We start from the raw sequence: 21,036 nt of genomic DNA, 5'->3' as shown, positions 1-21,036 counted from the left end.
ATTAATTTTGCTAATTTGTAGCCAAAAAACCAATATATGAATTATATATTCCAAATAAAATTATAATAAAGGCCGAAATATTAAGAGCTATTTTTTTAAATTTTAAACTTATTAAATTTGATAAAGAAGAAATAATTAACATAATAGGAATTGTAGATAGACCAAAAATCCCCATTATAAAAGCTCCTACCAAAACACTTTTTGATAAAATTGCCATAGATAAAAATGTATAAACAACTCCACATGGCAAAAATCCATTTAAAAAACCAAGCAACATTAAGCCAAATAAAGAGTGCATGTTGCTAGCAATTAGCATTGGCTTTTTAAATAGTTTTTTCCATATTTTATCATTTTCTATAAATTTTAAAATTTCACCTCTTTTTATAAAACCAACACCTAAAATAACTAAAAAAATACCTATAAAAAAATGAATATAACCCATAAGTTTTGAACTTATTGCAAAAATAGAGCTAAAATATCCAGCAATTACACCAAGTAAAATATAAGCAAATGTCCTAAAAAGATGGTAGCTTAAAGAGTAAACAAAAGCTTTAAACCTGTTTAAATCATTAAGTCTCACACTATAGGCTAGAACAAATCCACCACACATTCCAGCACAATGCCCAAAGCTAAGCAAAAAAGCTGTGGGCACAATGTAAAAAATTAGACTTAATAAATCCATTAAAAACTAGAACATTCCTCTTTTTTTGAGCTCATCTTGATAATATTTTTCAAATGCCAAATCATATTCAGGAGTTCCTGGAATCAATTTTTTGGAACTATTTTCAAGCTTTTCAACAACAATATCCTCTATTTTTTCAAAATTTTTTAAATATTCCTCAATAGATGAGTAAATAATATTTCTGGCTCTATTTTCAGAAACGCTATAATCAATATAGTTTTTTTTCCAAGAAAGCTCTAAAATTTCATGTGAAAGCTTATTGTATCTATCATCATGTTTTAAAACAAAATCACTCTCATCTGCAAGTCTTTTTTTAACCATCCAAAACATACTTCTTCTATCGACTTGCATAATATGCATATCTTCACTGTTTTCTTCTAAGATATTTTCTGTTTTTTCATCAAGAGCTTTTTCTTTTAAAGCATCATTTGTTATAACTTCTTCTGCAATTTTTACAACGCCTTCTATGCCTTGATTAAATTTTATAAAACCCGAATTATACATATCAATGCCGATTTTTCGTGACACATAAGGAATGTGTGGAAATTTTATTTTCATTTTTACTCCTAATTATCTTATTATTGTATCTTCTCTTTCGGGACTTGTTGAGATAAAGCCAACTTTTACGCCTGTTACCTTTTCTATTTTTTCAATATATTTTTTAGCATTCTTAGGTAAATCTTCAAATTTGTTTATTCCAACAACACTATCCCAACCATCAAACTCTTCATAAATAGGTTTTACATCTTTTAAATCTGTTGGAAAATAATCAATTTCTTCTCCATTAGGAAGTTTATATTTTGTACAAATTTTAATTTTTTCAAATCCATCCAAAACATCAAGCTTCATAAGTGCAAATGTATTAATGCCATTTAGCCTTACAGCATATTTTACAGCTACCAAATCAAGCCAACCACATCTTCTTTTTCTTCCTGTTGTTGTGCCGTATTCTTTGCCTACCTCACACATTGTATCACCATCTTTTCCAAAATCCTCACTTATAAAAGGACCGTTTCCAACTCTTGTACTATATGCTTTTAATATTCCTATAACATTTCCTATGTCTTTTGGATTTAATCCAACTCCAGTGCATGCTCCTGCTGAAATTGTATTTGAGCTTGTTACATAAGGATAGGTTCCATGATCAATGTCAAGCATTGTTCCTTGCGCACCTTCTAAAAGAACCTTTTTATCATTTGCAAGCGCGTCCCAAACCATTTTTGTAGTATTTGCAATAAATGGAGATAAAACTCTTTTATACTCATTTAGTTTTTCTAAAATTTCATCTTTTGTAGGTGTTTTGATATCTAAAATTTCAAAAATATATTTTTTATCTTTAAAAGTTTGCATTAGACTTTGGCATAATTTTTCAGGTTCTAAAAGCTCAATTACTCTATGACCATTTCTGCTTATCTTATCAGCATAACTTGGCCCAATGCCTTTTCCAGTAGTTCCTATAGCTTTATCGCCTTTTTGTTTTTCGCTTGCTTGATCCATTAAAGCGTGATATTCCAAATTTAAATGTGCTTTATCGCTTATATAAAATCTACCCTCTAAATCTTTGAAATTTGAAAGCTCTTGTATCAAAACATCAGGATTTACAACAACGCCGTTTCCAATAATATTTATAATATTTTTATGCAAAATTCCACTTGGAACAAGGTGAAGTGCATATTTAACACCATCAACCCAAATAGTATGACCAGCATTGTGTCCGCCAGCACTTCTGCAAACATAATCATACTCCTTTGAAAGCATGTCAACAATTTTACCTTTTCCCTCATCACCCCATTGACTTCCAACTATTAAATCAACTTTGCTCATTTTTTAATCCTTTTTTGATAAATTTTGTATTACTTGATCGCTCATTATAGCAAAACCACTAGATTTAAGACTATCTATTTCATAATCCCCACCGCTGCAAAAAATGGAATTTCCACCTAAAAATCTAAAAAATAAACTATCATAATAACGCATTTTTGAATAATATAATGGTGCTAGTTTTATATTTTTATGAGTTGAATTACAAGATAAATCTTCCATTTTTTCAAGTGGGTCTTTAAGCTCATTTGGAATATTATTTTTGACATTTTTTAAATCACTTAAAGAAGTTATTCTAGAAAGTTCTCTTAGCCATTTTTTATCTGAGCCTAAAAATAAAGTTCCATTGCCTTTTTCAAACTCCTCTATTTCAATATTTAAAAGCTTGCAAATTATACGAGGAATTTCTATATTGCTGATTTGAAGAGTTGAATTTATTTTAAAATGATCTAAAACTATTGAGCAAATTTCAAGTGCAAGTTTTAAATCCCTTTTCCCTATCATTTCAGCGCCTATTTGATAAAATTCTAAACTTGGATATTTAAAAACTGGTTGAATGTAAAAAATTTTATTTAAATTTTTATCTTTTATTCTCCTTAAAATTATCCTAACAACATCAACTGTGCTATCAGCTCTTAGGGATATGGTATGATTTATCTTATCTTGAAATTTTAAAATTTGCTCATTCGGAACGCTTAAGTGCTGATGATACGAAAAATATGGAGTTACAATCTCATCAAATCCATATTTAATAAAAACACTAGCAGCAAAACTCTCAAATTCCCTTTTTGTTTTTGCAAGTTCTCCAAAATAAAGCCTTGAGCCATTTGGTATTTCGTGGTCTAAATCAGCCCTATCCATAACACTTCCTTTTTCACTAACTTAAAACATAAGGATATCTAAAATTTCCTTATTTAAATTTAAATTATATAACTGAATTAGAACTATATATGTGATATTTTAAAAATTTGTCCTTTTTTGCAACATACATCGCACTATCAGCTTGCCTGATAAGTTCAACAAAACCTATTTCTTCATCTTGTGGATAAAATGAAACTCCAATGCTAATACTTGTTTTTATAATGTGATCGCCTATTTTAAATTTTACACTTGTTTGTCTTAAAAGCCTTTTTATATCAAAAATTATCTCTTTTTCATCTTTCAAATTTTTAACTATCACACCAAACTCATCACCACCAAATCTTGCTAAAACATCTCCATCTTTTATCGCTGTTTTCATCTCATCAGCTGCTTTTTGTAAGAATATATCACCAACTTTATGTCCATAAGTATCATTTATATTTTTAAATCCATCAAAATCTATAAATAACACAGCAAGACTTTTCTTATAAGCTTTTTGTGTATCTTTTATAGTCTTTACCAAAAGTCTCTCGAAATAAAATTTATTTGGCAAATTTGTAAGTTGGTCATATAATGCCATTTGCTCTAAGTGATCTTGCTTTTCTTTAAAAGCTGATGTTTCAAAAAACATACCAAGATATAAATTTTGATTTTTCAAGAACTTAACTTTTAAAATAGTTGGAACTTTTTCTCTATATTTATTTATAATATCAAGTTCTCCACTCCAAAAACCTTTTTTTAAAAGATCACTATTCATCTCCTTTTCTGCACTTCTTGAAGATCTAGTTTCATTAAAAAGAATATACTTACTTCCTAAAATTTGGTCTTTTTGATAACCAGTAGCTTTTAAAAAAACATCATTTACATTTTTTATAAAACCATTTTTATCAGTTAAAAAAATAGCCTCAAAGGAATTTTCAAATATATTTTTAAGTAGAATTTCTTTCATATTTTCGTTTTTTTTACGACTAAATTTTAAAAATAAAAGAGCAGTAATAAAAAGTAAAAAATAGATGCAAAAAATCCATTTATTAAAAATTTCAAAAAAACTTTTATAAATGACAATTATTAAATTATTATTTTTAGTGATGTAAAAAAACTCAAATTTTTTTGTTTTTTTATTTTGTTTAAAATTAATCTTTTCAAATTTTATATTTTTATAAATTTCATTTAAATTACCTAAATTTGGACTAAATTGTTCTATGATTTTATATTCATTATCAAAAATTATATATTCCAAATTGCTTTGTCTTTTGAAATTTTCATCATTTTCTAAGAGCGCAGCTTCTAACTTTAGCTTATCTTTTGCAAAATTTAAAGTTAAAAATGTTGCTAAAATAAAAATTAAAAATAATAATGATGAAATAGTAACTTGCTGTTTGTTCATATAAAATCCGTGATAATTATAATTGGCGAGAGAGTGAAGGAATCGAACCTCCCACGAAACAGTCAACTGCTCCGTCATCGGATTTGAAGTCCGTGAACGCCGCCAGATCGTTTTACTCTCCAAAGTGTGCATTATACAAAATTTAGAGTTAAATTTTTATAAATTTTAAAGAAATAACTCTTATTAGAAATAAATTTCAAACAAATATTAAAATTACATTTTAAACATTATTCTAAAATTTCAAATCTTCTTTTTTTAAAATAGCTATCTCTTATAAAAATATATGGATCTTCTTTCCCTTCAACTGCTCGTTTTTTAGCTCCAGGATCTAAGGACTCTTGATTTACCTCTTTTCCTATATTTATGTAAAGCCTCTTAGCATCATCATTTACATAGCTTATAGGATTTGTAAAATAATCTCCAACAAGTCCAAAACTATCTCTTAAACTAGATGGCCCAAGTATTGGCCAAACTATATAAAATCCATCTGAAAAACCCCAAACTCCAAGAGTTTGCCCAAAATCTTCATTGTGTTTAGGCATGTTAAAATGCATTGTAGCAGCATCGCTAAAACCAGCAAATCCAACAGTTGTATTTATCAAAAAACGCTTTGTTTCATTCCATGAGTTTTCAAATTTTGCTTGTAAAAGATTATTAACAAGTCTTATTGGATACATTAAATTATCAAAAAAATTGCTAAAAGCCCCCTGAATTGGATCTGGCATTACATAATCGTATGTGTAGCTTACAGGATACATGATATAGTTATAAAATGCTGAATTTATAGATGTCATAACGCGGTTATATCCAATTAGTGGGTCATAAATTTCATCATTGGCTTTGTTTTCAAACTCACTATTTGCATTTGAAAAGCCAATGCTTAAAGTAAGGATAAAAATAGCTAAAATTCTCATTTTATAACCTTTTCAATTTTTGCTAAATCTTGTATTTTTTTATCGTCAATAAGATAAATTTCATCTATTAAGCCATTTTTAAATTTCATACTTCCCATATCGCTTAAAACATTTTTTCCTCTTACTAATTCACCTGCTATGCATTCGGTTAAAACTCCCATAATAGCGGATTTTAAAGGATTTGTATTTGAAGCTAAAAAGGCTGCGCAAATTCCTCCTAAAATACACCCGCTTCCTGAAAATTTACCCATTAAAGAGCTTCCATTTTTTAATAAGTAAGCCTCATTTTCAAAAGCAACAACATCTATTTTGCCAGTTATCACAATAGCTGCATCTGTTTTTATGCTAAGTTCTTTTGCTAAATTTACTCTATTTAAAATATCATCATTTAAATCTTTCAAGCTAGCATCAACGCCTTTTGCTATACTTTTTTCGCCATTTAAAAACTTAATTTCTGAAATATTTCCTTTTATGATGCTAAATTTATACTCTTTTAAAAAATTTATGGCAGTTTCGTTTCTAAGAGTGCTTGCTCCAACTCCAACAGGATCCAAAACTACTGGTAAATTTAGAAAATTTGCTATTTTTATAGAGTTTTGCATGGCTTTTATAGTATTTAAATTTAAAGTTCCCAAATTTATTAAAAGCCCGTTTGAAATAGCAGTTATTTCACCACTTTCGCTTGGTTCATCAGCCATAACAGGACTTGCACCAATTGCAATGAGCGAATTTGCGACATCATTTACTGTTACATAATTTGTTATGCAATGAATTAAAGGGTTTTTTTCTTTTAAATTGCTTAAATAGGTCTTTATCTCTTCATTTTCCATATTTTTTCTTTATATTAAAATTATGATATTTTATCAAAAAGCAGTTAATTTTAGCTTTATTTTTTAAAATAGGCTAATTTTATAGTATTTATAAAATATTAAATGACAATTATTTCTATTTTTATATAGTAAATAAAATTTATATATTGGAAGGATTTTTTTATGAAAAAATATATTATTTCAGCTAGCATAATTGGTGCAATATTTGTGAGTGGTTGTTCAACAACATCAAACCCAGTTGGTGGAAATGTTTATGATGCCTCACAGCTTAACCAAGAACAAAATGCTCAAAATGTTCAAATCGTGCATATATCGCCTGCAAAAATAGCTGTTGATAATAGCGAAAATAGAAGGTTGGCTCAAACAGCTGGCGGAGTTCTTGGTGCGGTTGCAGGTGCAGTTATAGGATATAATGTAGGAAGTGGTGGAAGCGTGGCTGGAACAACAGCTGGCGGTGTAGCAGGTGCTGCTGGTGGAGCAGTAGCTGGAAGCATGGTAGGAGATAAAAAAATAGTTGATGGAGTAACGATCGCATATAAAACCAGTATTGATGGAAAAATAAAAACTTCAACTCAGGGAGGAAAATTGTGCGAATTTCAAACAGGCAAGGCTCTAATGATCATTACAAAACAAAATGAAACAAGAATCCAGCCAAACTCAGTTTGTCCTGAAAAATAAAAAAATATAATTATTTATAATTAATATGTAGCTTAAAGTTGCCTATATTTCAATAATCGCATCTTTAATGATCTTAGGCTTATGTTTTGCTGCTAAAACATAAGCTGGTCAAATATATTTTTGCAATCATCGCTTTTTCTTTTAAACTAAAAAATTATTTTAAAAGCTTACAAAATCTATCAGATAAATAGAAATTAGATACTTTTATATTTATATACAAATTATCCTTACAAGTATTTTGCTTTTTAGTTTGAAAACAATGAGATAAAATTCAATTTATTTTATTAAAAGCGGTATTAAACTCGCTTAAGTCCATTCCAAAGGTTAAAGTTGCTTTTGTCATAATTTACATTTTTGCAATAAATGGTATTATCAAATTTTAAAGAAGTGATTATATTTAAAAAATATAATTTTAGTTGCAATTCTTACAATAATTTGTTTTGTGCTCTTTCAGTCTTGTTCATATTTATAATTCTTCCTCTTGTAACTTTTTTGGATTTGCTTATATCTGATGGTAGGCTAAAATATGAGGACTTAGAACACGAGAAACCAGTATATGAGAAACCAACATGCGATGAACCAAAATATAAAAACAAAAAAACCATTAAACACCAAGCTTTAAATCGTAAGCTTTGATAACTCTTTTGACATCTCATAATAATCTACAAACTCATTAAAAGTAAAATTGCAGGACATAGTCTTAATTGGCTATACCATGCTTTAGTTTTTTAATCAAAATTAGCCAAAATTAAGACTGCTTTGCCGACATTTACTGCCACAATAACTGGCAGAAAGTTGAATTTCAAAATCCATAGGATCAAATTTATACATGATGAATTTGAATTACTCATATTATCACTCATGTTTCAAAATCCATAGGATCAAATTTATACAATCCTGCCTCAAAGTATGCTTTTGCCAAATTTAGTTTCAAAATCCATAGGATCAATTTTATACTTCATTCCATCACTTCTTTTATCACTTTTTTGAGGTTTCAAAATCCATAGGATCAAATTTATACAAGTATAGCTGCTCTTTATAAGACCGACAGTGGCGAGTTTCAAAATCCATAGGATCAAATTTATACTTTCTCTAAAGCTTCTAAGCTTTCATCTAGCAAAGAGTTTCAAAATCCATAGGATCAAATTTATACGGAGATTTTATTGAAAACAACCCACCTTTTTGTTCGTTTCAAAATCCATAGGATCAAATTTATACCTAATCTATGTAAATTTGAATATGAATGATCATATTTGTTTCAAAATCCATAGGATCAAATTTATACGACTTGATAATGAGATAAAATACTTTTTAAATATTGAGTTTCAAAATCCATAGGATCAAATTTATACCAGCGATTTGCAAGTCGTTTAATCCTAGTTCTTTGTTTCAAAATCCATAGGATCAAATTTATACAGCAACCAAACCTCCATATAAAAGCGGTTGTTGCTGTAAAATTATAAATTATTTTCCTTTAAAATCGCTGAATTTATAAAAATAAAAACTTGAAATAAAGCTATATCTAAGTTTTAGAAAACTTAATCTTTGCTTTAAAATAACTTTTCACTAAGAGGCATTAAAATGAATTTTTCACAAAATATAAAAATAGCTCAAACCTTTGAGTCTAGCTCACAAATTTATAATTTAGGCTGCTGTTTCAATATATAAATCAACCAAATCGCTTAAATCTCACCCACAAAGCCCTCGTAAGGATAATTTTCACAAATACACTTTTTTATCCTGTTTGCCTCACGCCTTATGATTTGCCTATATGTAAGGTTTTGTTTGCCAAGACTTACAACAGAGGTTAAAGACTTTATCATATTTAACTCTATTTTTTGTACTGCGTCGTTGCTAAAACGAATCCGTCCAGCATTTGTTTTAAAGTCTTTTGGTGTTATTTCTTTTTTATTTAGCATATTAAAAATCAAATTATCCCCAATAAGTGGCTTAAAAATCTCAGCCAAATCAAGATGTAAGCTAAGTGAGCGGTAGTTTGGCTCATGTAAGAACGAAATCCTAGGATCAAGCTCGGTTTTATAAATTTCACTTAGACAAACATTATAAATCCGCGTGTTTACATAACTTATAAAAGCATTAATTTTATCTGTTGGTGGACGTTTTGAACGGGTTATAAATTTAAAGCTTTTTTGATCTTTAATGATTTCATTCCACTTTTGATAATACTCTTTTGCAAAAGCTCCCTCGCACGCCATAATTTCTGCAATAGAGCTTGCCTTATCAAGTGCATTTAAATATTTCTGCGTTTCAAATTTGACCGCTTTTTTTATGCAGTTATTTGCTGCATTTTTCATCCTTGCTCTTGTAATTTCTTTAGCGATTGCAACTCTTTTTATCTCATCATCAAAACTTCTTAGCTGGTTTAAAAAGACAAAACCACTTTTATTTACGGAATTTGGCGAGTTTGGGTAGAAGTTTCCACGAAAACTACCGTGTGCGCTAAAGATATGAAGCAAGATATTGTTTGTGCTTAAAAATGACATCGTGTAAGTATCTAGCTCAACTTTTCCCAAGATGTAAATTTCATCGATTCCATTTATCGGTAAAATTTTCGTATCTACAACTAAGTTTTGCTCATCAAATTTATCAAAATAAATGTTGTTGTCTTTTCGGTAGAGTTTTCCGTTGTTTAGTATAAAATGTGTTCTATCGTTTTTCATATTAGCTCCTTAGCTAAAAAGCGTTTCGTTTTTATCGATTCCGATAACCTCTCTTGTTGTGTAACTTGGCTTTTCAAAAGTATAAATCACAACCGAGTCAAACTCATCATAGATTAATTTTTTAAGCATACCTTTAAGTTTTATTAAATCACTTTTTCTAATCTCACCTTCAAATACGCTAAATTGCACTCTTGGAAGGTATTTTTCGACAAGTTTTCTTACTTTATTTGCATTCTTTTTTGCTTTTTCATCACTGCTTGATATATCATAAAACAAAATCACATACATTTTACACTCTAAAAACAGTAGTCATTATAAGCGCAGTTTTTACAAAATTTAGTTTTTATAGCTTTTGGTGGCAAATCAAGACTTAAAAACTCACTCATATCAGATAAAATCCGTTTCATAAAATCAAAGTTTTCATCACTATCATCTACAGTTATAACGGTTTTTGAACTCACAACTTTTCCATAAACCTTTTTTAATCCTAGTGCGTTTTTAAGAGTATAGATATAAAAAAGAAGTTGCATTTTTGCAGCATTTTTATTTTTTAAAGTTTTTTTATATTCTGTTATTTCATAATGTCCTTTTTGCCTTGAAACTTTGTCAAATCGCAGATTTGAGTATGGAAAATCATCTAAATTTTCTTTTAATTCAGACAAGGATTTGCCAATCAACACATTTTCATCATCTTGTCTTGCGTGAATTTTTCTTGAGTAAAGCCACGCTTCTCTTTTGCAAGTTGCATAGTAATTTACAAGTGTGCCTGAGATCTGCTCTTTTGGAAAGCTCATGAAAACGCCTCTTCTTTTATTGTTAAATCCGTTGTAAATCCAAACTCTTTTGTATAGTTTTTAAAACCAAAATTAAGTATATATCTTCCAAATATCTCTTTTAATTGCAAATTTTCGATTAGTTTGTGATTTATGTTTATCGTTTGGCCTAAAAGAGTTTTTTCCAAATCTTTTATCTTTGCCAAAGCTTCAAATTTATCATCATACGAGTTTAAAATATTATCTCTTTTTTCTATAAACTCTTTAAACTCATCTTTTCTTTCCTCTATAAAAACCGAAACTTTCCATGGCTGTTTTGGCATGAAATTCGCTGTAAAATCACCATAAATTGTGGTAAATTCAAGTTTTCGCATTTTTTCATTAATTTTAGTGTGAGTTGTTTCATCTTTTACTCTTTTAAAATACTCCTCTAAAATTTCAAATATCTCATTTTCATAAATGCCATTTTTTAGGCTATTTTTTACAAACTCCTCTTGTAAGTCTATACCATGATATGGAAGTTTTTTATCTACATTTTCAAACTCCAAAAAATCAAAAACAAAACACTCACTTATTTTACTCTTTATACCGTTTCTATTTACACGTCCTGCCATCTGCACTATAGAAGTAAATGGAGCAAATTCTCTAAACCCAACGCTAAAATCAAGATCAACTCCAGCTTCTATAAGCTGCGTTGCGATAAGCTTAACTGGCTTTTGTTCTTCTAATTTTTTATATATTTCTTTAAGCAGCTCTATTCTGTGCTTTGGCGTTTGATGGGTTGTAAGAAGATAGAGATTTTCATCTTTTTTAAGTTCTTTATATATAGCTTGAGCTTTTGCTATGGTATTTACAACACAAATCGTACTTTTAGTTTGCGAGTTTAATACACAAACCAAATCTTTGATATTTTTTATCTCATCAAAAAATGAAATTTTATATCTGTTTTGTTTCGACTTGTAAAAGTCACTTTCTGAAATAATTGTGAAATTTTCTAAATTAAGATGGGGCATTGTTGCTGACATAATTATAAAATCTATATTATAAATTTTACTAAACTCATTAAACACAAACGCTAAATCCTGCAGCAAAACTCTAGATATGTTTTGAATTTCATCAACAATAATAACGCTATTTTTAAGAGTTTGAAGTTTTAAGTTATCTTTGTTTGAGTTTGAAAAAAAGATGTTTAAAAGCTGATTAAAAGTAGTTATGATAAGTGGCTCATGCCAAATGTCTGCTAAAAATATCTTTTTAGAAAACTGCTCTTTTTCATCATCGGTATATTTTGATAGGTAATGATATTTTAAAAGACCTAAATTTTCAGGGATAACTTTTTCATATTCTAAAAAAGTCTGATCTATTATAGAAGTAAATGGAATAGCTGTGATTATGCGTTTTTTAGGCTTTTGTGTGGCAATTTTTAGCGCAAGCTCAAGTGCAATATATGTCTTTCCAATGCCAGTTGGAGCTTTTATTATAAATTTATCTTTGTCTTTGTTAGTTTCATAATTTTTAAATATAATTTTTCTTGAGCTATTTTTGTAGTTATTTGGTGGTTTGTTTGAAATTTGTGCGTGTATGTTTTGGATGATATTTTCACAAATTTTGGACGATATAAAATCAAAGTCTTTATATGGCTCATCAAAAATAGCTTCAAATTTATCAGCCAAAATCAACTTTGAATATCTATCTTTAAATTTAAAGAAATTTTCTATTTTAAAAAAATTTTTTACTTCGTCCAAAATATCATCAAAAAAGTCGGCAAATTCGTATATTTTATCTTTTTGTATAATCTCTAAAAAATCTTTTAAATCTGCCACTTTTAAAGATGAAGTGATGTTGCTTATATTTTCATCTGAGTTTAAATTATTTTCTATACAAGTAAGGTAGTTTAGCATACTTTCAAAATTTTCTAAATTTGAATGATGTTTTAAAATAGCACATAAATTTATAATAAAATCAATATTTTTATCATTTTGCATAAAAAAATATATATAAGCACTTTCCAAAGAGTGCGTTGTTTTTAGTCTATTTCGTTCTTTTTCAAATTCTTCTTTGGTGTTAAAATTTTCCTTTTTTAGTGTGATGTATTTTTGAAAATTATCTGATTGTTTGGCAAAATCATGATAAAAAGCACACTTTGCAAACTCTTTATCATCAAAACTATCTACTAGATTTTTGATATGGTTTTTATACTCTTTTTTTGGATGAGAATAAAGCATCACACAAACCTACAAAAATACTTCCTATCATTTGCCAAAATCTCATAAGCTTCTATGTTTTTAGCCGTTATTTTGCTATTTGAATGGACTAAATTAATAGATTCTATAGGAGAGCGTTTGTGGTTAAGTTTTGTCGTAATGAGAGTGTTTTTATAAAACACATTCTCATCAAACTCAATACTTTCAACCAAGCTTTGCTCTAAAAATGAGTCCAAGTTTACCAAATCAAATTTCTTCATTGAAAAACTTTCAAGCGGCAAAAAGCTAAAATTTGCACTAAACTCGCTATTGCCCATGTATAAATTATATTTTAAAAGACGGCTTTTTAAGCTTTTTACAATTTCATCTTCAAATTTAAACCCATCTATAAAAATAGTAAAAGCTGGATTTATTAAAAGCTCTCTATTTATTGGTTTTTGTGGTGCTTTTGTATCTCTTAGGCCATCTTTTATCGCTTTAAATTTAGTATTTGCAAGTTAGCAAGATGTGAGTTTGTTTTTTTAGTATAGTCATTTATGTAATTTTGCGAAAAACTCTTTTTTAAAGTGTTGCTGTTTGTAACTACGCTATATTTAAAGCTATTAAAACCATCATCTTTTAAATACTCATCTACACCTAAAATCGCAGCCATCATACCTGCAACGGCTGTTTTTGGAGGGAAATTTAAAGTTATATTTTGACTAATCGTCATCGGGTCTTTAAAAGCTCCAAATTTACTCCAAATTTTAAAAGCAAACATCACATAACTTTCATATCAACTTTAGCTAAATCTTTAAAAACACTAAGCTTTTCTTTTATGCTTTCATCGTAGTAAATTTCTATTTTTTCTATCTTTTCATCTGCTATTTTTACTGCTTTTATAAGCTCATCGAAGCAAATTTCACATTCGTCAAATTTTCTAATATCATCGGAATTTTTATTTTTAATACTGATTAATTCATCAAGAAGCCCTATAACATAGGCATCATTATAAATTATTCTAAAAAGCGCTCTTGGTTTTTGACCAATTTTACTTCTTGTATTTAAAAGTTTTGTTCCATTCCACATAGAATCAATCATCTCATTTATATCATCTTCGCTTGCATTTGATTTTTTGGCGTTTATAGAGTTTATAGTTCCATACATTGCAAAAAGTGCATAAGGCAAGTAATTATCGGTTCTAAAAGTCTTATTATCACTTCCATCTCTTCCAAACGCTCCAGTTCCTTGACTTAAAATAGTTTCTGTTTGGTTTAAGGATTTTGCCCAAGAAAACTGCACTGAGCCAATTATTTGGATATTACTTTTTGGTGCAACTCCGCCAAAAAGCCTATTGTCAATACAGCTTAAAAACACTTCTCTATCATCTTTTAAATTTGATGATTTTTTAAGCTCATTAAATCTTGTTTCTGCAGACTGAACAATTTCTGGGTTATTTACAAAAATTGTTTTATTTTTTCTATCTTGTAAATCATCTCTAATTGTTCTTTTAACTCTAACATCGCTAACTATAGCCTTCCTATCAGTTTCATCAAATCTTGGCGCATTGTCATTTAGCATATCGCCGTTTGGATTTGTCATCTTTGCATCCCAGATAAAAAGTAACTCACTATGCTTTGCTATCATCATTAACTCCTTTGCTTGGATATTGTTGTTTAAATTTTTTGTAATCGTTAAAACCTCTTAAAAAATAAAACGATACTTCGCTATTTCTTAAATTTGCATTTTCATTGTAATTTGAAGTAATCAGCTCTGAAAGGTCGCTGTTTCTTACACTTTCAAGTTTTAGTTTTCTTTCAAATTCATTTGCTTTATTAAAAATTTTAATCAAATTTGATTTTATAAGTTGCCTATTTGAGAGCCATTTTTTAAATGTTTCATTTTGTTTTGAAATTTCAGAATAATACGAACTATCAATAATAGCTTTTGAATAAGCTCCTACTAAATATGCAAATTTAAAATCATCTTCTATATTTAGATTTTTAAAATACTCTGAGAAAAGTTCCATTTTAACCCCTTTTTATCGCATTTATATTATCTAAAAACTTTATAGTTCTATCTTCGTTTTGAATAAAATTATCACTAAATTCAATCCACTCTTTTATATTTTTATCGTTTAACTTTTTTTTGTTTTCAAAATCAAATTCTCTAAAGTGCTCAAATTTATCCAAAAGTTTTGAATACTCAATCTTTTCATATCCCAAAAGCAGCTTTGTAAGATATATTTTTTCTTGCAAGACTTTGTTTTCTAAGCCTTTAATCTTTTTAAAACGCGTAAAAAGCTCATCTACAGAAAAATAATCACTAAGGCACAAAAAACCATCTTTTTTCTTTTCTATGGAATAATAATCACAAACCCTTTGTTCCATCATCTTTGCTCCCACATCTCTTATCTTGCTTGGCAAAAGATTTTCCATACTTCCAAGAATTTTAACCGATAAATTTACTATATTTATATCAGTAAAATACAAATCAACATAGCTTGATTTTATCATCTCCAAGTCACCCACTTCTTTTTGAAGTTTTCTTATAAAACTATCTTCTTTTGAGGCTTTATCTTCTAAGCTATAAGTTTTTTGTGCCTTTTTAAAACCGTCTAATATAATTTTATATGCTTTTTTATCAAATTTGATCATCGATGGGATGATGATATACTCAAGCCCTTTATGATAAAATCTAAGATTATTAATAACATAAATCCAACCTTTTTTTATCGTAGATGCACTTTTTTGAGAAAGTGGAAGTTTGGTAGTAATTTGTTCTTTAAATTTATCATGATAATTGTCAAATGTAAAAAACTTGACATCAGGATTGTATCCGCAAATATCTTCTTTTTTAGTTATAAAATCAATACTTTTTTGCAGTTTAATATCAGAGTGAGGAAAAGCACAATCTTGGATGAAATTTGTTAAAATTTCAGGCATTAACTCTCTTATGGTTTTTCCATTTATTGTAAATATCAGCAAATAGTCGTTTTTAGCAAAAGCTTTAAGTTCAAGCTCATCTTTTTCATAGTTTTTTATATATTCAAAAACAGGTTTTGCTAAATTTTGATTTTGTTCATTTGCAAAAACAAGCACCGATTTTTCAAAAGTTGGAGCTGTATTTTTAAACTTTTTATAAAGATCACTCTCTTTTTGATAGGTGAAATTCGGATAAAGATAGAAGTATCCACTTCCTCTTCCACCAATCGCTTTTGTAAAAAACGTATCTAGTTTATCAAGTGAAGTTTTTGTAAGAGTTGGCTTTTTAACAAGAACTTGATTGTTTATATTAAAATTAAGGCTTAAAACCGTATAACTTGACGCATCAAAATCAGTTTTTAATAAATTTATAAAATCATCATCGCTTACTAAATTGCCAATATTATGAAGCTTTTGAACCAAACTCATTTCAAGCCTTTTTAAAATTTCAAGAATTATAAATAAAAATAAATTTTTTGTCAAATTTTATTATAATATGTAGTTATATTTTGACATTCATATATATTTTTATTATAATCACTCTTTTAGCAAGGAAATCTTGTAGATTTTGAAATTTATAATATGTTGTTAGCCTTGCTAAATTTTATTATTTTATAAAAAACTAGGCTTTAATTTCTTCTACAAATCCACATCCATAACTCATTACTCCTGCTCCAAGACCCGTAGATAGTGCTAAATTTATAAGCTCGTTACTGGCTTTTATATTCCAAGTTGCAAGCCAAGCTTTCATATAATTTACATTATTTCCATAGTAGAATTTTTTGTAATTTTCAAAGTCTTGTGAAAGTAGAGTTATCTCACACTTTTCGTTGTATTTTTTACCATAAAAAGTTTCGTATTTTTGAAGTAGGTTGTTTTTCATTATCTCAAGATGTCTGGAGTCTTGCGGTTCAAGATAGATTTTTTTATTTAAGAGGCTTTTTACATTACAAACTACATATCCATTAAAATTTATCTCAGTTTTATTTGTGTTGTGATCACTTAAATTTACAGAGGTATCAACAAGACGAATTTCTCCGAGTCTTAAGTCATTTTTTAGTAGCGATACGGCTACTATTTCTTCAAGTTCTTTTTCCAAAGCACTAAATTTAATTGTCAAAAAACCATTATACAAACTAAAACAAAAATTTGTTTTTTTAAATATTTTGCCACTACTATGCCTGTAGCCAATGTGCTCAGCTATTGGCAGATTTGCATAAAAAAACCTTGAATTAATTTTGACAAGCCTTTATAAATTTTAAGATTTTTTGAATATATTTTACTTTCTATTTTTAACATATTAACCCCTTTAAAATAAAAAAAGTAAAATATTATATCATTAAGAATTTAAATAAATATACATATTAAAATAATACTTTATATGTTTGTATATAAAATTAGCATTGTAATTAGATACGCAGATAGCATAATAAACCACTAAACCACCATTATATAAAAACACATAAATAGGATAAAAGAAATAAAAAAGCAAACAGATAAAAGTCTTTAAAAGATTAATTCCATTAGATATGTTTCTAAAATAAACATTGCAATAAATACTGGATAAATTAATAATTAAAAATATATAGATAGTATAAATAAAAACAAAGTCCGCAGTGACCTACTTTCCCAGCATCCCAGTAAGGGAGAGTATCATCAGCCACGATGTGCTTAGCTTCTTGGTTCGGGATGGAGCAAGGCGTTTCCACATCTGTATAACCACGGACAGTGTTAAATAAAAATATTTAAATAAATACTCTTATTAAACACTGTTAGTTAAATTGTTAAAAGTCTAAGTTTTAATATTTAAAACTGTAAAACTTGTTTAAAGAATAGTATTTATCCTTAACAAGGAAGTGATGCTTAACTCTACTTCTTGCATTTGTGCAACAAATCTTTAGTATTTGCTACTTTAAGTCGGACTTTGTTCGACTGCTAAAAGTAGATAAAAATAGATAAGCAAACGAGCTATTAGTACTGGTCAGCTAAATGACTTACATCACTTACACACCCAGCCTATCAAACTTATAGTCTATAAGAGCTCTTAAAAGAAGATTAATCTTGGAGTTGGCTTCGAGCTTAGATGCTTTCAGCTCTTATCACATCCCAACTTAGCTACTAAGCGGTGCCCTTGGCAGGACAACTTATACACCAGTGGTTGGTTCAACCCGGTCCTCTCGTACTAGGGTCAACTCTCCTCAATCTTCTTACGCCCACGGCAGATAGGGACCGAACTGTCTCACGACGTTCTGAACCCAGCTCGCGTACCGCTTTAAATGGCGAACAGCCATACCCTTGGGACCTGCTCCAGCCCCAGGATGCGATGAGCCGACATCGAGGTGCCAAACCTCCCCGTCGATGTGAGCTCTTGGGGGAGATCAGCCTGTTATCCCCGGGGTACCTTTTATCCTTTGAGCGATGGCCCTTCCACACAGAACCACCGGATCACTAAGACCGACTTTCGTCTCTGCTCCACTTGTCGGTGTCGCAGTTAAGCTGGTTTTTGCCTTTATACTCTACAAACGATTTCCAACCGTTTTGAACCAACCTTTGTAAGCCTCCGTTATTATTTGGGAGGCGACCGCCCCAGTCAAACTACCCACCAGACATTGTCCTACCTAAGGATAACTTAGGCTAGTTAGCTACCCGAATAAAGAAGAGTGGTATCTCAAGGATGACTCCTTATAGACTAGCATCTATAGATCATAATCTCCCACCTATCCTGCACATCTTTATCCAAGTAGCAGTGTCAAGCTATAGTAAAGGTCCACGGGGTCTTTCCGTCTTGCCGCGGGTAGGAGGAATTTTCACCTCCACTACAATTTCACTGGATCCCTCTTTGAGACAGCTCCCATCTCGTTACGCCATTCATGCAGGTCGGTATTTAACCGACAAGGAATTTCGCTACCTTAGGACCGTTATAGTTACGGCCGCCGTTTACTCGGGCTTCGATCAAGAGCTTTGCTAATGCTAACTCCATCAATTAACCTTCGAGCACCGGGCAGGCGTCACACCCTATACATCCACTTACGTGTTAGCAGAGTGCTGTGTTTTTGGTAAACAGTCGGGAGGGACTCTTTGTTGTAACCTCTAGGGCTTGCACCCTGGTAGGCACACCTTATACCGAAGATACGGTGCTATTTTGCAGAGTTCCTTAAAGAGAGTTCTTCCACGCGCCTTAGAATACTCATCCCACCCACCTGTGTCGGTTTACGGTACGGGCAATTATTACTAAACTTAGAAACTTTTCTTGGCTCTATAGTATCATGAATTCTTACGCTACTCCGAAGAGCTTTGTAAGCCTTTAAGCTTTCGGATAAAGAGTTACGGATTTGCCTATAACTCAACCTACGACCTTAGACTAACTATTCCATCAGTTAGCTCCACTAACTTTAAGCGTCCTTCCATCGCACATAATAATTGGTATTGGAATATTAACCAATTTTCCATCGCATACCCCTTTCGGACTTTGCTTAGGACCCGACTAACCCTACGATGACGAGCATCGCGTAGGAAACCTTGGGTTTTCGGCGATCAGGATTCTCACCTGATTTAACGCTACTCATGCCTGCATGCTCACTTGTATTTGCTCCAACGCTCCTTACCGGTACATCTTCAACGCTAAATACAACGCTCTCCTACCACTTGCACACAACTTAATTCTTTTAGCTTAAGATATTTTAAAACTCTTTGCTTTGCAAAAACGCTATCGCTAGTTTTAAATATAACTTATACACTTTGTTTTATAAAGAACTAAGTTGTGTGCAAGTCTACGACTTCGGTACTTATTTTAGCCCCGTTATATTTTCCGCGCAAAATCACTAGACCAGTGAGCTATTACGCTATCTTTAAAGGATGGCTGCTTCTAAGCCAACCTCCTGGTTGTTTAAGTAACTTCACATCGTTTTCCACTTAAATAAGATTTTGGGACCTTAGTCGGTAGTCTGGGTTGTTCCCCTTTTGACGACGGATTTTATCACTCGCCGCCTGACTGCTATGATTACATTAAAGGTATTCGGAGTTTGATAGGGTTTGGTACATTGGTGTATGCCCTAGCCCATTCAGTGCTCTACCCCCTCTAATTACTACATAACGCTATACCTAAATATATTTCGGAGAGAACCAGCTATCACGAAGTTTGATTGGCCTTTCACCCCTATCCACAAGTCATCCCAAGACTTTTCAACGTCAGCGGGTTCGGTCCTCCGCCGGCTCTTACACCGGTTTCAACCTGCTCATGGATAGATCACTTCGTTTCGGGTCTGCAATATCTGACTAAACGCCCTATTAAGACTTGCTTTCGCTACGGCTCCGGATTTCCTTAACCTTGCCAGATATCACAACTCGCAGGCTCATTATGCAAAAGGCAGTCCATCACACGTCATAAAGAATCGTGCTCTGAATGATTGTAAGCAAATGGTTTCAGGTTCTATTTCACTCGGGTCACCCCCGTTCTTTTCACCTTTCCCTCACGGTACTTGTTCACTATCGGTTTGGTAGTAGTATTTAGGGTTGGAAAGTGGTCTTCCCAGATTCAGACAAGGTTTCACGTGCCTCGCCCTACTCAGGATACTGTTAAGTAAAAAAGAGTTTTCATATACGGGAGTATCACCCTCTATGCTTAAACTTTCCAGATTATTCTATTAACTCTTTTTAGTCTATGTTACAGTCCTACAACCCCACTAGTAAACTAGTGGTTTGCCCTTTTACGATTTCGCTCGCCGCTACTTTCGTAATCTCATTTGATTTCTTTTCCTGTGGGTACTAAGATGTTTCAATTCCCCACGTTTGCTCCATATAGGTAGTATATATCACTATATACTGGGTTTTCCCATTCAGAAATTCCCGGATCAAAGCTCCTTGACAACTCCCCGAGACTTATCGCAGTCTAGCACGTCTTTCATCGCCTCTACCAACCAAGGCATCCACCATTCGCTCTTAGTAGCTTACCTTTTTTGACTTCGCAGACTAGCAAAGCTAGTCTTTACGAGCAAGGGCTACACCCTTTGCAAACCTCTAAAGCTATTAAGATTTACCCAAAACTTCGTTTGTCGTAAATCAATATTAAGGTTTTACTCGTAAAAACAAAAATTAAATTTGATTAAAATTATTTAATACTTAAACTTAATAAAGTTGCTTGTCTTTGAAGTTATTAGAATTATTTATTATGTTGATATTCTAATTCGCATCACTTCCTTGTTAAAGATAAAATAATGATTTATTTTATAATGTTTATATTATA

18 protein-coding genes, 1 tRNA gene, 2 rRNA genes and 1 CRISPR repeat array are annotated in these 21,036 nt (G+C 30.6%); of the genes, 1 reads left to right on the top strand and 20 read right to left on the bottom strand.

Going from position 1 to position 21,036, the window contains the following annotated elements:
* Positions 1-10: 10 nt before the first annotated feature.
* From CURT_RS02665 to thiM, 8 genes are all read right to left on the bottom strand, one after another.
* Positions 11-652: a sulfite exporter TauE/SafE family protein gene (locus CURT_RS02665; RefSeq protein WP_244848442.1), complete on the bottom strand. Its 642-nt coding sequence runs from the start codon at positions 650-652 to the stop codon at positions 11-13.
* Positions 653-688: 36 nt separating this feature from the next.
* The gene (locus tag CURT_RS02660) at positions 689-1,240 is read right to left on the bottom strand and encodes a DUF507 family protein (RefSeq protein WP_018713236.1); all 552 of its coding nucleotides are present in this window, start codon (positions 1,238-1,240) and stop codon (positions 689-691) included.
* A gap of 12 nt (positions 1,241-1,252) precedes the next feature.
* Positions 1,253-2,506, bottom strand: a complete 1,254-nt coding sequence (locus CURT_RS02655) for an adenylosuccinate synthase (RefSeq protein ID WP_018713235.1) — start codon at positions 2,504-2,506, stop codon at positions 1,253-1,255.
* Positions 2,507-2,509: 3 nt separating this feature from the next.
* Positions 2,510-3,364 (bottom strand): ATP phosphoribosyltransferase regulatory subunit, encoded by an 855-nt coding sequence (locus CURT_RS02650; protein ID WP_018713234.1) that lies wholly within the window; start codon positions 3,362-3,364, stop codon positions 2,510-2,512.
* A gap of 64 nt (positions 3,365-3,428) precedes the next feature.
* Positions 3,429-4,751, bottom strand: coding sequence for a diguanylate cyclase domain-containing protein (locus tag CURT_RS02645; RefSeq protein ID WP_018713233.1), 1,323 nt, complete (start codon positions 4,749-4,751; stop codon positions 3,429-3,431).
* A gap of 23 nt (positions 4,752-4,774) precedes the next feature.
* Positions 4,775-4,872 (bottom strand) — tRNA-Sec (locus CURT_RS02640).
* 106 nt (positions 4,873-4,978) lie between these two features.
* Complete coding sequence (locus tag CURT_RS02635) at positions 4,979-5,665, bottom strand: MlaA family lipoprotein (RefSeq protein ID WP_018713232.1); 687 nt, start codon at positions 5,663-5,665, stop codon at positions 4,979-4,981.
* Entirely contained in the window at positions 5,662-6,495 is an 834-nt protein-coding gene (thiM, locus tag CURT_RS02630; RefSeq protein WP_018713231.1) for a hydroxyethylthiazole kinase, read from the bottom strand. Before thiM ends, CURT_RS02635 begins: the two co-directional genes overlap by 4 nt.
* A gap of 162 nt (positions 6,496-6,657) precedes the next feature.
* Between thiM and CURT_RS02625 the strand changes: the two genes are divergently transcribed.
* Positions 6,658-7,173: a hypothetical protein gene (locus CURT_RS02625; protein WP_018713230.1), complete on the top strand. Its 516-nt coding sequence runs from the start codon at positions 6,658-6,660 to the stop codon at positions 7,171-7,173.
* A 799-nt stretch (positions 7,174-7,972) separates the two neighbouring features.
* Positions 7,973-8,589: a CRISPR direct-repeat array (repeat unit 30 nt; unit sequence GTTTCAAAATCCATAGGATCAAATTTATAC).
* A 266-nt stretch (positions 8,590-8,855) separates the two neighbouring features.
* Here CURT_RS02625 and cas1 read toward each other — a convergent pair.
* The 12 genes from cas1 to CURT_RS02570 all read right to left on the bottom strand — a co-directional run bounded on the left by cas1 (position 8,856) and on the right by CURT_RS02570 (position 20,746).
* The gene (gene cas1 / locus CURT_RS02620) at positions 8,856-9,854 is read right to left on the bottom strand and encodes a CRISPR-associated endonuclease Cas1 (protein WP_018713228.1); all 999 of its coding nucleotides are present in this window, start codon (positions 9,852-9,854) and stop codon (positions 8,856-8,858) included.
* A gap of 9 nt (positions 9,855-9,863) precedes the next feature.
* Positions 9,864-10,142: a CRISPR-associated endonuclease Cas2 gene (gene cas2, locus CURT_RS02615; RefSeq protein ID WP_018713227.1), complete on the bottom strand. Its 279-nt coding sequence runs from the start codon at positions 10,140-10,142 to the stop codon at positions 9,864-9,866.
* Between the two features lie 8 nt (positions 10,143-10,150).
* On the bottom strand, positions 10,151-10,648 hold the full coding sequence (locus CURT_RS02610; RefSeq protein ID WP_018713226.1) for a CRISPR-associated protein Cas4: 498 nt from the start codon (positions 10,646-10,648) through the stop codon (positions 10,151-10,153).
* Positions 10,645-12,852, bottom strand: a complete 2,208-nt coding sequence (gene cas3 / locus CURT_RS02605) for a CRISPR-associated helicase Cas3' (RefSeq protein ID WP_018713225.1) — start codon at positions 12,850-12,852, stop codon at positions 10,645-10,647. Before cas3 ends, CURT_RS02610 begins: the two co-directional genes overlap by 4 nt.
* A complete protein-coding gene (locus CURT_RS09360; RefSeq protein WP_018713224.1) occupies positions 12,852-13,148 on the bottom strand; it encodes a hypothetical protein in 297 nt (98 codons plus the stop codon). Before CURT_RS09360 ends, cas3 begins: the two co-directional genes overlap by 1 nt.
* A 152-nt stretch (positions 13,149-13,300) precedes the next feature.
* Complete coding sequence (cas5, locus tag CURT_RS09355) at positions 13,301-13,591, bottom strand: CRISPR-associated protein Cas5 (protein WP_018713222.1); 291 nt, start codon at positions 13,589-13,591, stop codon at positions 13,301-13,303.
* Positions 13,591-14,457: a type I-B CRISPR-associated protein Cas7/Csh2 gene (gene cas7b / locus CURT_RS02595; protein WP_018713221.1), complete on the bottom strand. Its 867-nt coding sequence runs from the start codon at positions 14,455-14,457 to the stop codon at positions 13,591-13,593. The genes cas5 and cas7b overlap by 1 nt, the downstream gene beginning before the upstream one ends.
* The gene (locus tag CURT_RS02590) at positions 14,441-14,839 is read right to left on the bottom strand and encodes a hypothetical protein (protein WP_018713220.1); all 399 of its coding nucleotides are present in this window, start codon (positions 14,837-14,839) and stop codon (positions 14,441-14,443) included. The genes cas7b and CURT_RS02590 overlap by 17 nt, the downstream gene beginning before the upstream one ends.
* Position 14,840: 1 nt before the next feature.
* On the bottom strand, positions 14,841-16,277 hold the full coding sequence (locus tag CURT_RS02585) for a TM1802 family CRISPR-associated protein (RefSeq protein ID WP_255199039.1): 1,437 nt from the start codon (positions 16,275-16,277) through the stop codon (positions 14,841-14,843).
* Between the two features lie 139 nt (positions 16,278-16,416).
* Entirely contained in the window at positions 16,417-16,914 is a 498-nt protein-coding gene (locus CURT_RS02580; protein WP_018713218.1) for a CRISPR-associated endoribonuclease Cas6, read from the bottom strand.
* A gap of 488 nt (positions 16,915-17,402) precedes the next feature.
* Positions 17,403-17,521 (bottom strand): 5S ribosomal RNA (gene rrf / locus CURT_RS02575).
* Positions 17,522-17,745: 224 nt separating this feature from the next.
* A 23S ribosomal RNA gene (locus CURT_RS02570) occupies positions 17,746-20,746 on the bottom strand.
* Positions 20,747-21,036: the final 290 nt, after the last annotated feature.

Origin of the sequence: Campylobacter ureolyticus, assembly GCF_013372225.1 — a bacterium.
Lineage (GTDB): Bacteria > Campylobacterota > Campylobacteria > Campylobacterales > Campylobacteraceae > Campylobacter_B > Campylobacter_B ureolyticus.
The sequence above is the reverse complement of the archived record's forward strand: the minus strand, read 5'-3'. Positions and strand labels throughout refer to the sequence as shown.

Coding starts and splice junctions, on each gene's coding strand:
- CURT_RS02660 (WP_018713236.1), bottom strand. CDS start 1,240: ATGAAAATAAAATTTCCACACATTCCTTATGTGTCACGAAAAATCGGC.
- CURT_RS02655 (WP_018713235.1), bottom strand. CDS start 2,506: ATGAGCAAAGTTGATTTAATAGTTGGAAGTCAATGGGGTGATGAGGGA.
- CURT_RS02650 (WP_018713234.1), bottom strand. CDS start 3,364: ATGGATAGGGCTGATTTAGACCACGAAATACCAAATGGCTCAAGGCTT.
- CURT_RS02645 (WP_018713233.1), bottom strand. CDS start 4,751: ATGAACAAACAGCAAGTTACTATTTCATCATTATTATTTTTAATTTTT.
- CURT_RS02635 (WP_018713232.1), bottom strand. CDS start 5,665: ATGAGAATTTTAGCTATTTTTATCCTTACTTTAAGCATTGGCTTTTCA.
- thiM (WP_018713231.1), bottom strand. CDS start 6,495: ATGGAAAATGAAGAGATAAAGACCTATTTAAGCAATTTAAAAGAAAAA.
- CURT_RS02625 (WP_018713230.1), top strand. CDS start 6,658: ATGAAAAAATATATTATTTCAGCTAGCATAATTGGTGCAATATTTGTG.
- cas1 (WP_018713228.1), bottom strand. CDS start 9,854: ATGAAAAACGATAGAACACATTTTATACTAAACAACGGAAAACTCTAC.
- cas2 (WP_018713227.1), bottom strand. CDS start 10,142: ATGTATGTGATTTTGTTTTATGATATATCAAGCAGTGATGAAAAAGCA.
- CURT_RS02610 (WP_018713226.1), bottom strand. CDS start 10,648: ATGAGCTTTCCAAAAGAGCAGATCTCAGGCACACTTGTAAATTACTAT.
- cas3 (WP_018713225.1), bottom strand. CDS start 12,852: ATGCTTTATTCTCATCCAAAAAAAGAGTATAAAAACCATATCAAAAAT.
- CURT_RS09360 (WP_018713224.1), bottom strand. CDS start 13,148: ATGGGCAATAGCGAGTTTAGTGCAAATTTTAGCTTTTTGCCGCTTGAA.
- cas5 (WP_018713222.1), bottom strand. CDS start 13,591: ATGTTTGCTTTTAAAATTTGGAGTAAATTTGGAGCTTTTAAAGACCCG.
- cas7b (WP_018713221.1), bottom strand. CDS start 14,457: ATGATAGCAAAGCATAGTGAGTTACTTTTTATCTGGGATGCAAAGATG.
- CURT_RS02590 (WP_018713220.1), bottom strand. CDS start 14,839: ATGGAACTTTTCTCAGAGTATTTTAAAAATCTAAATATAGAAGATGAT.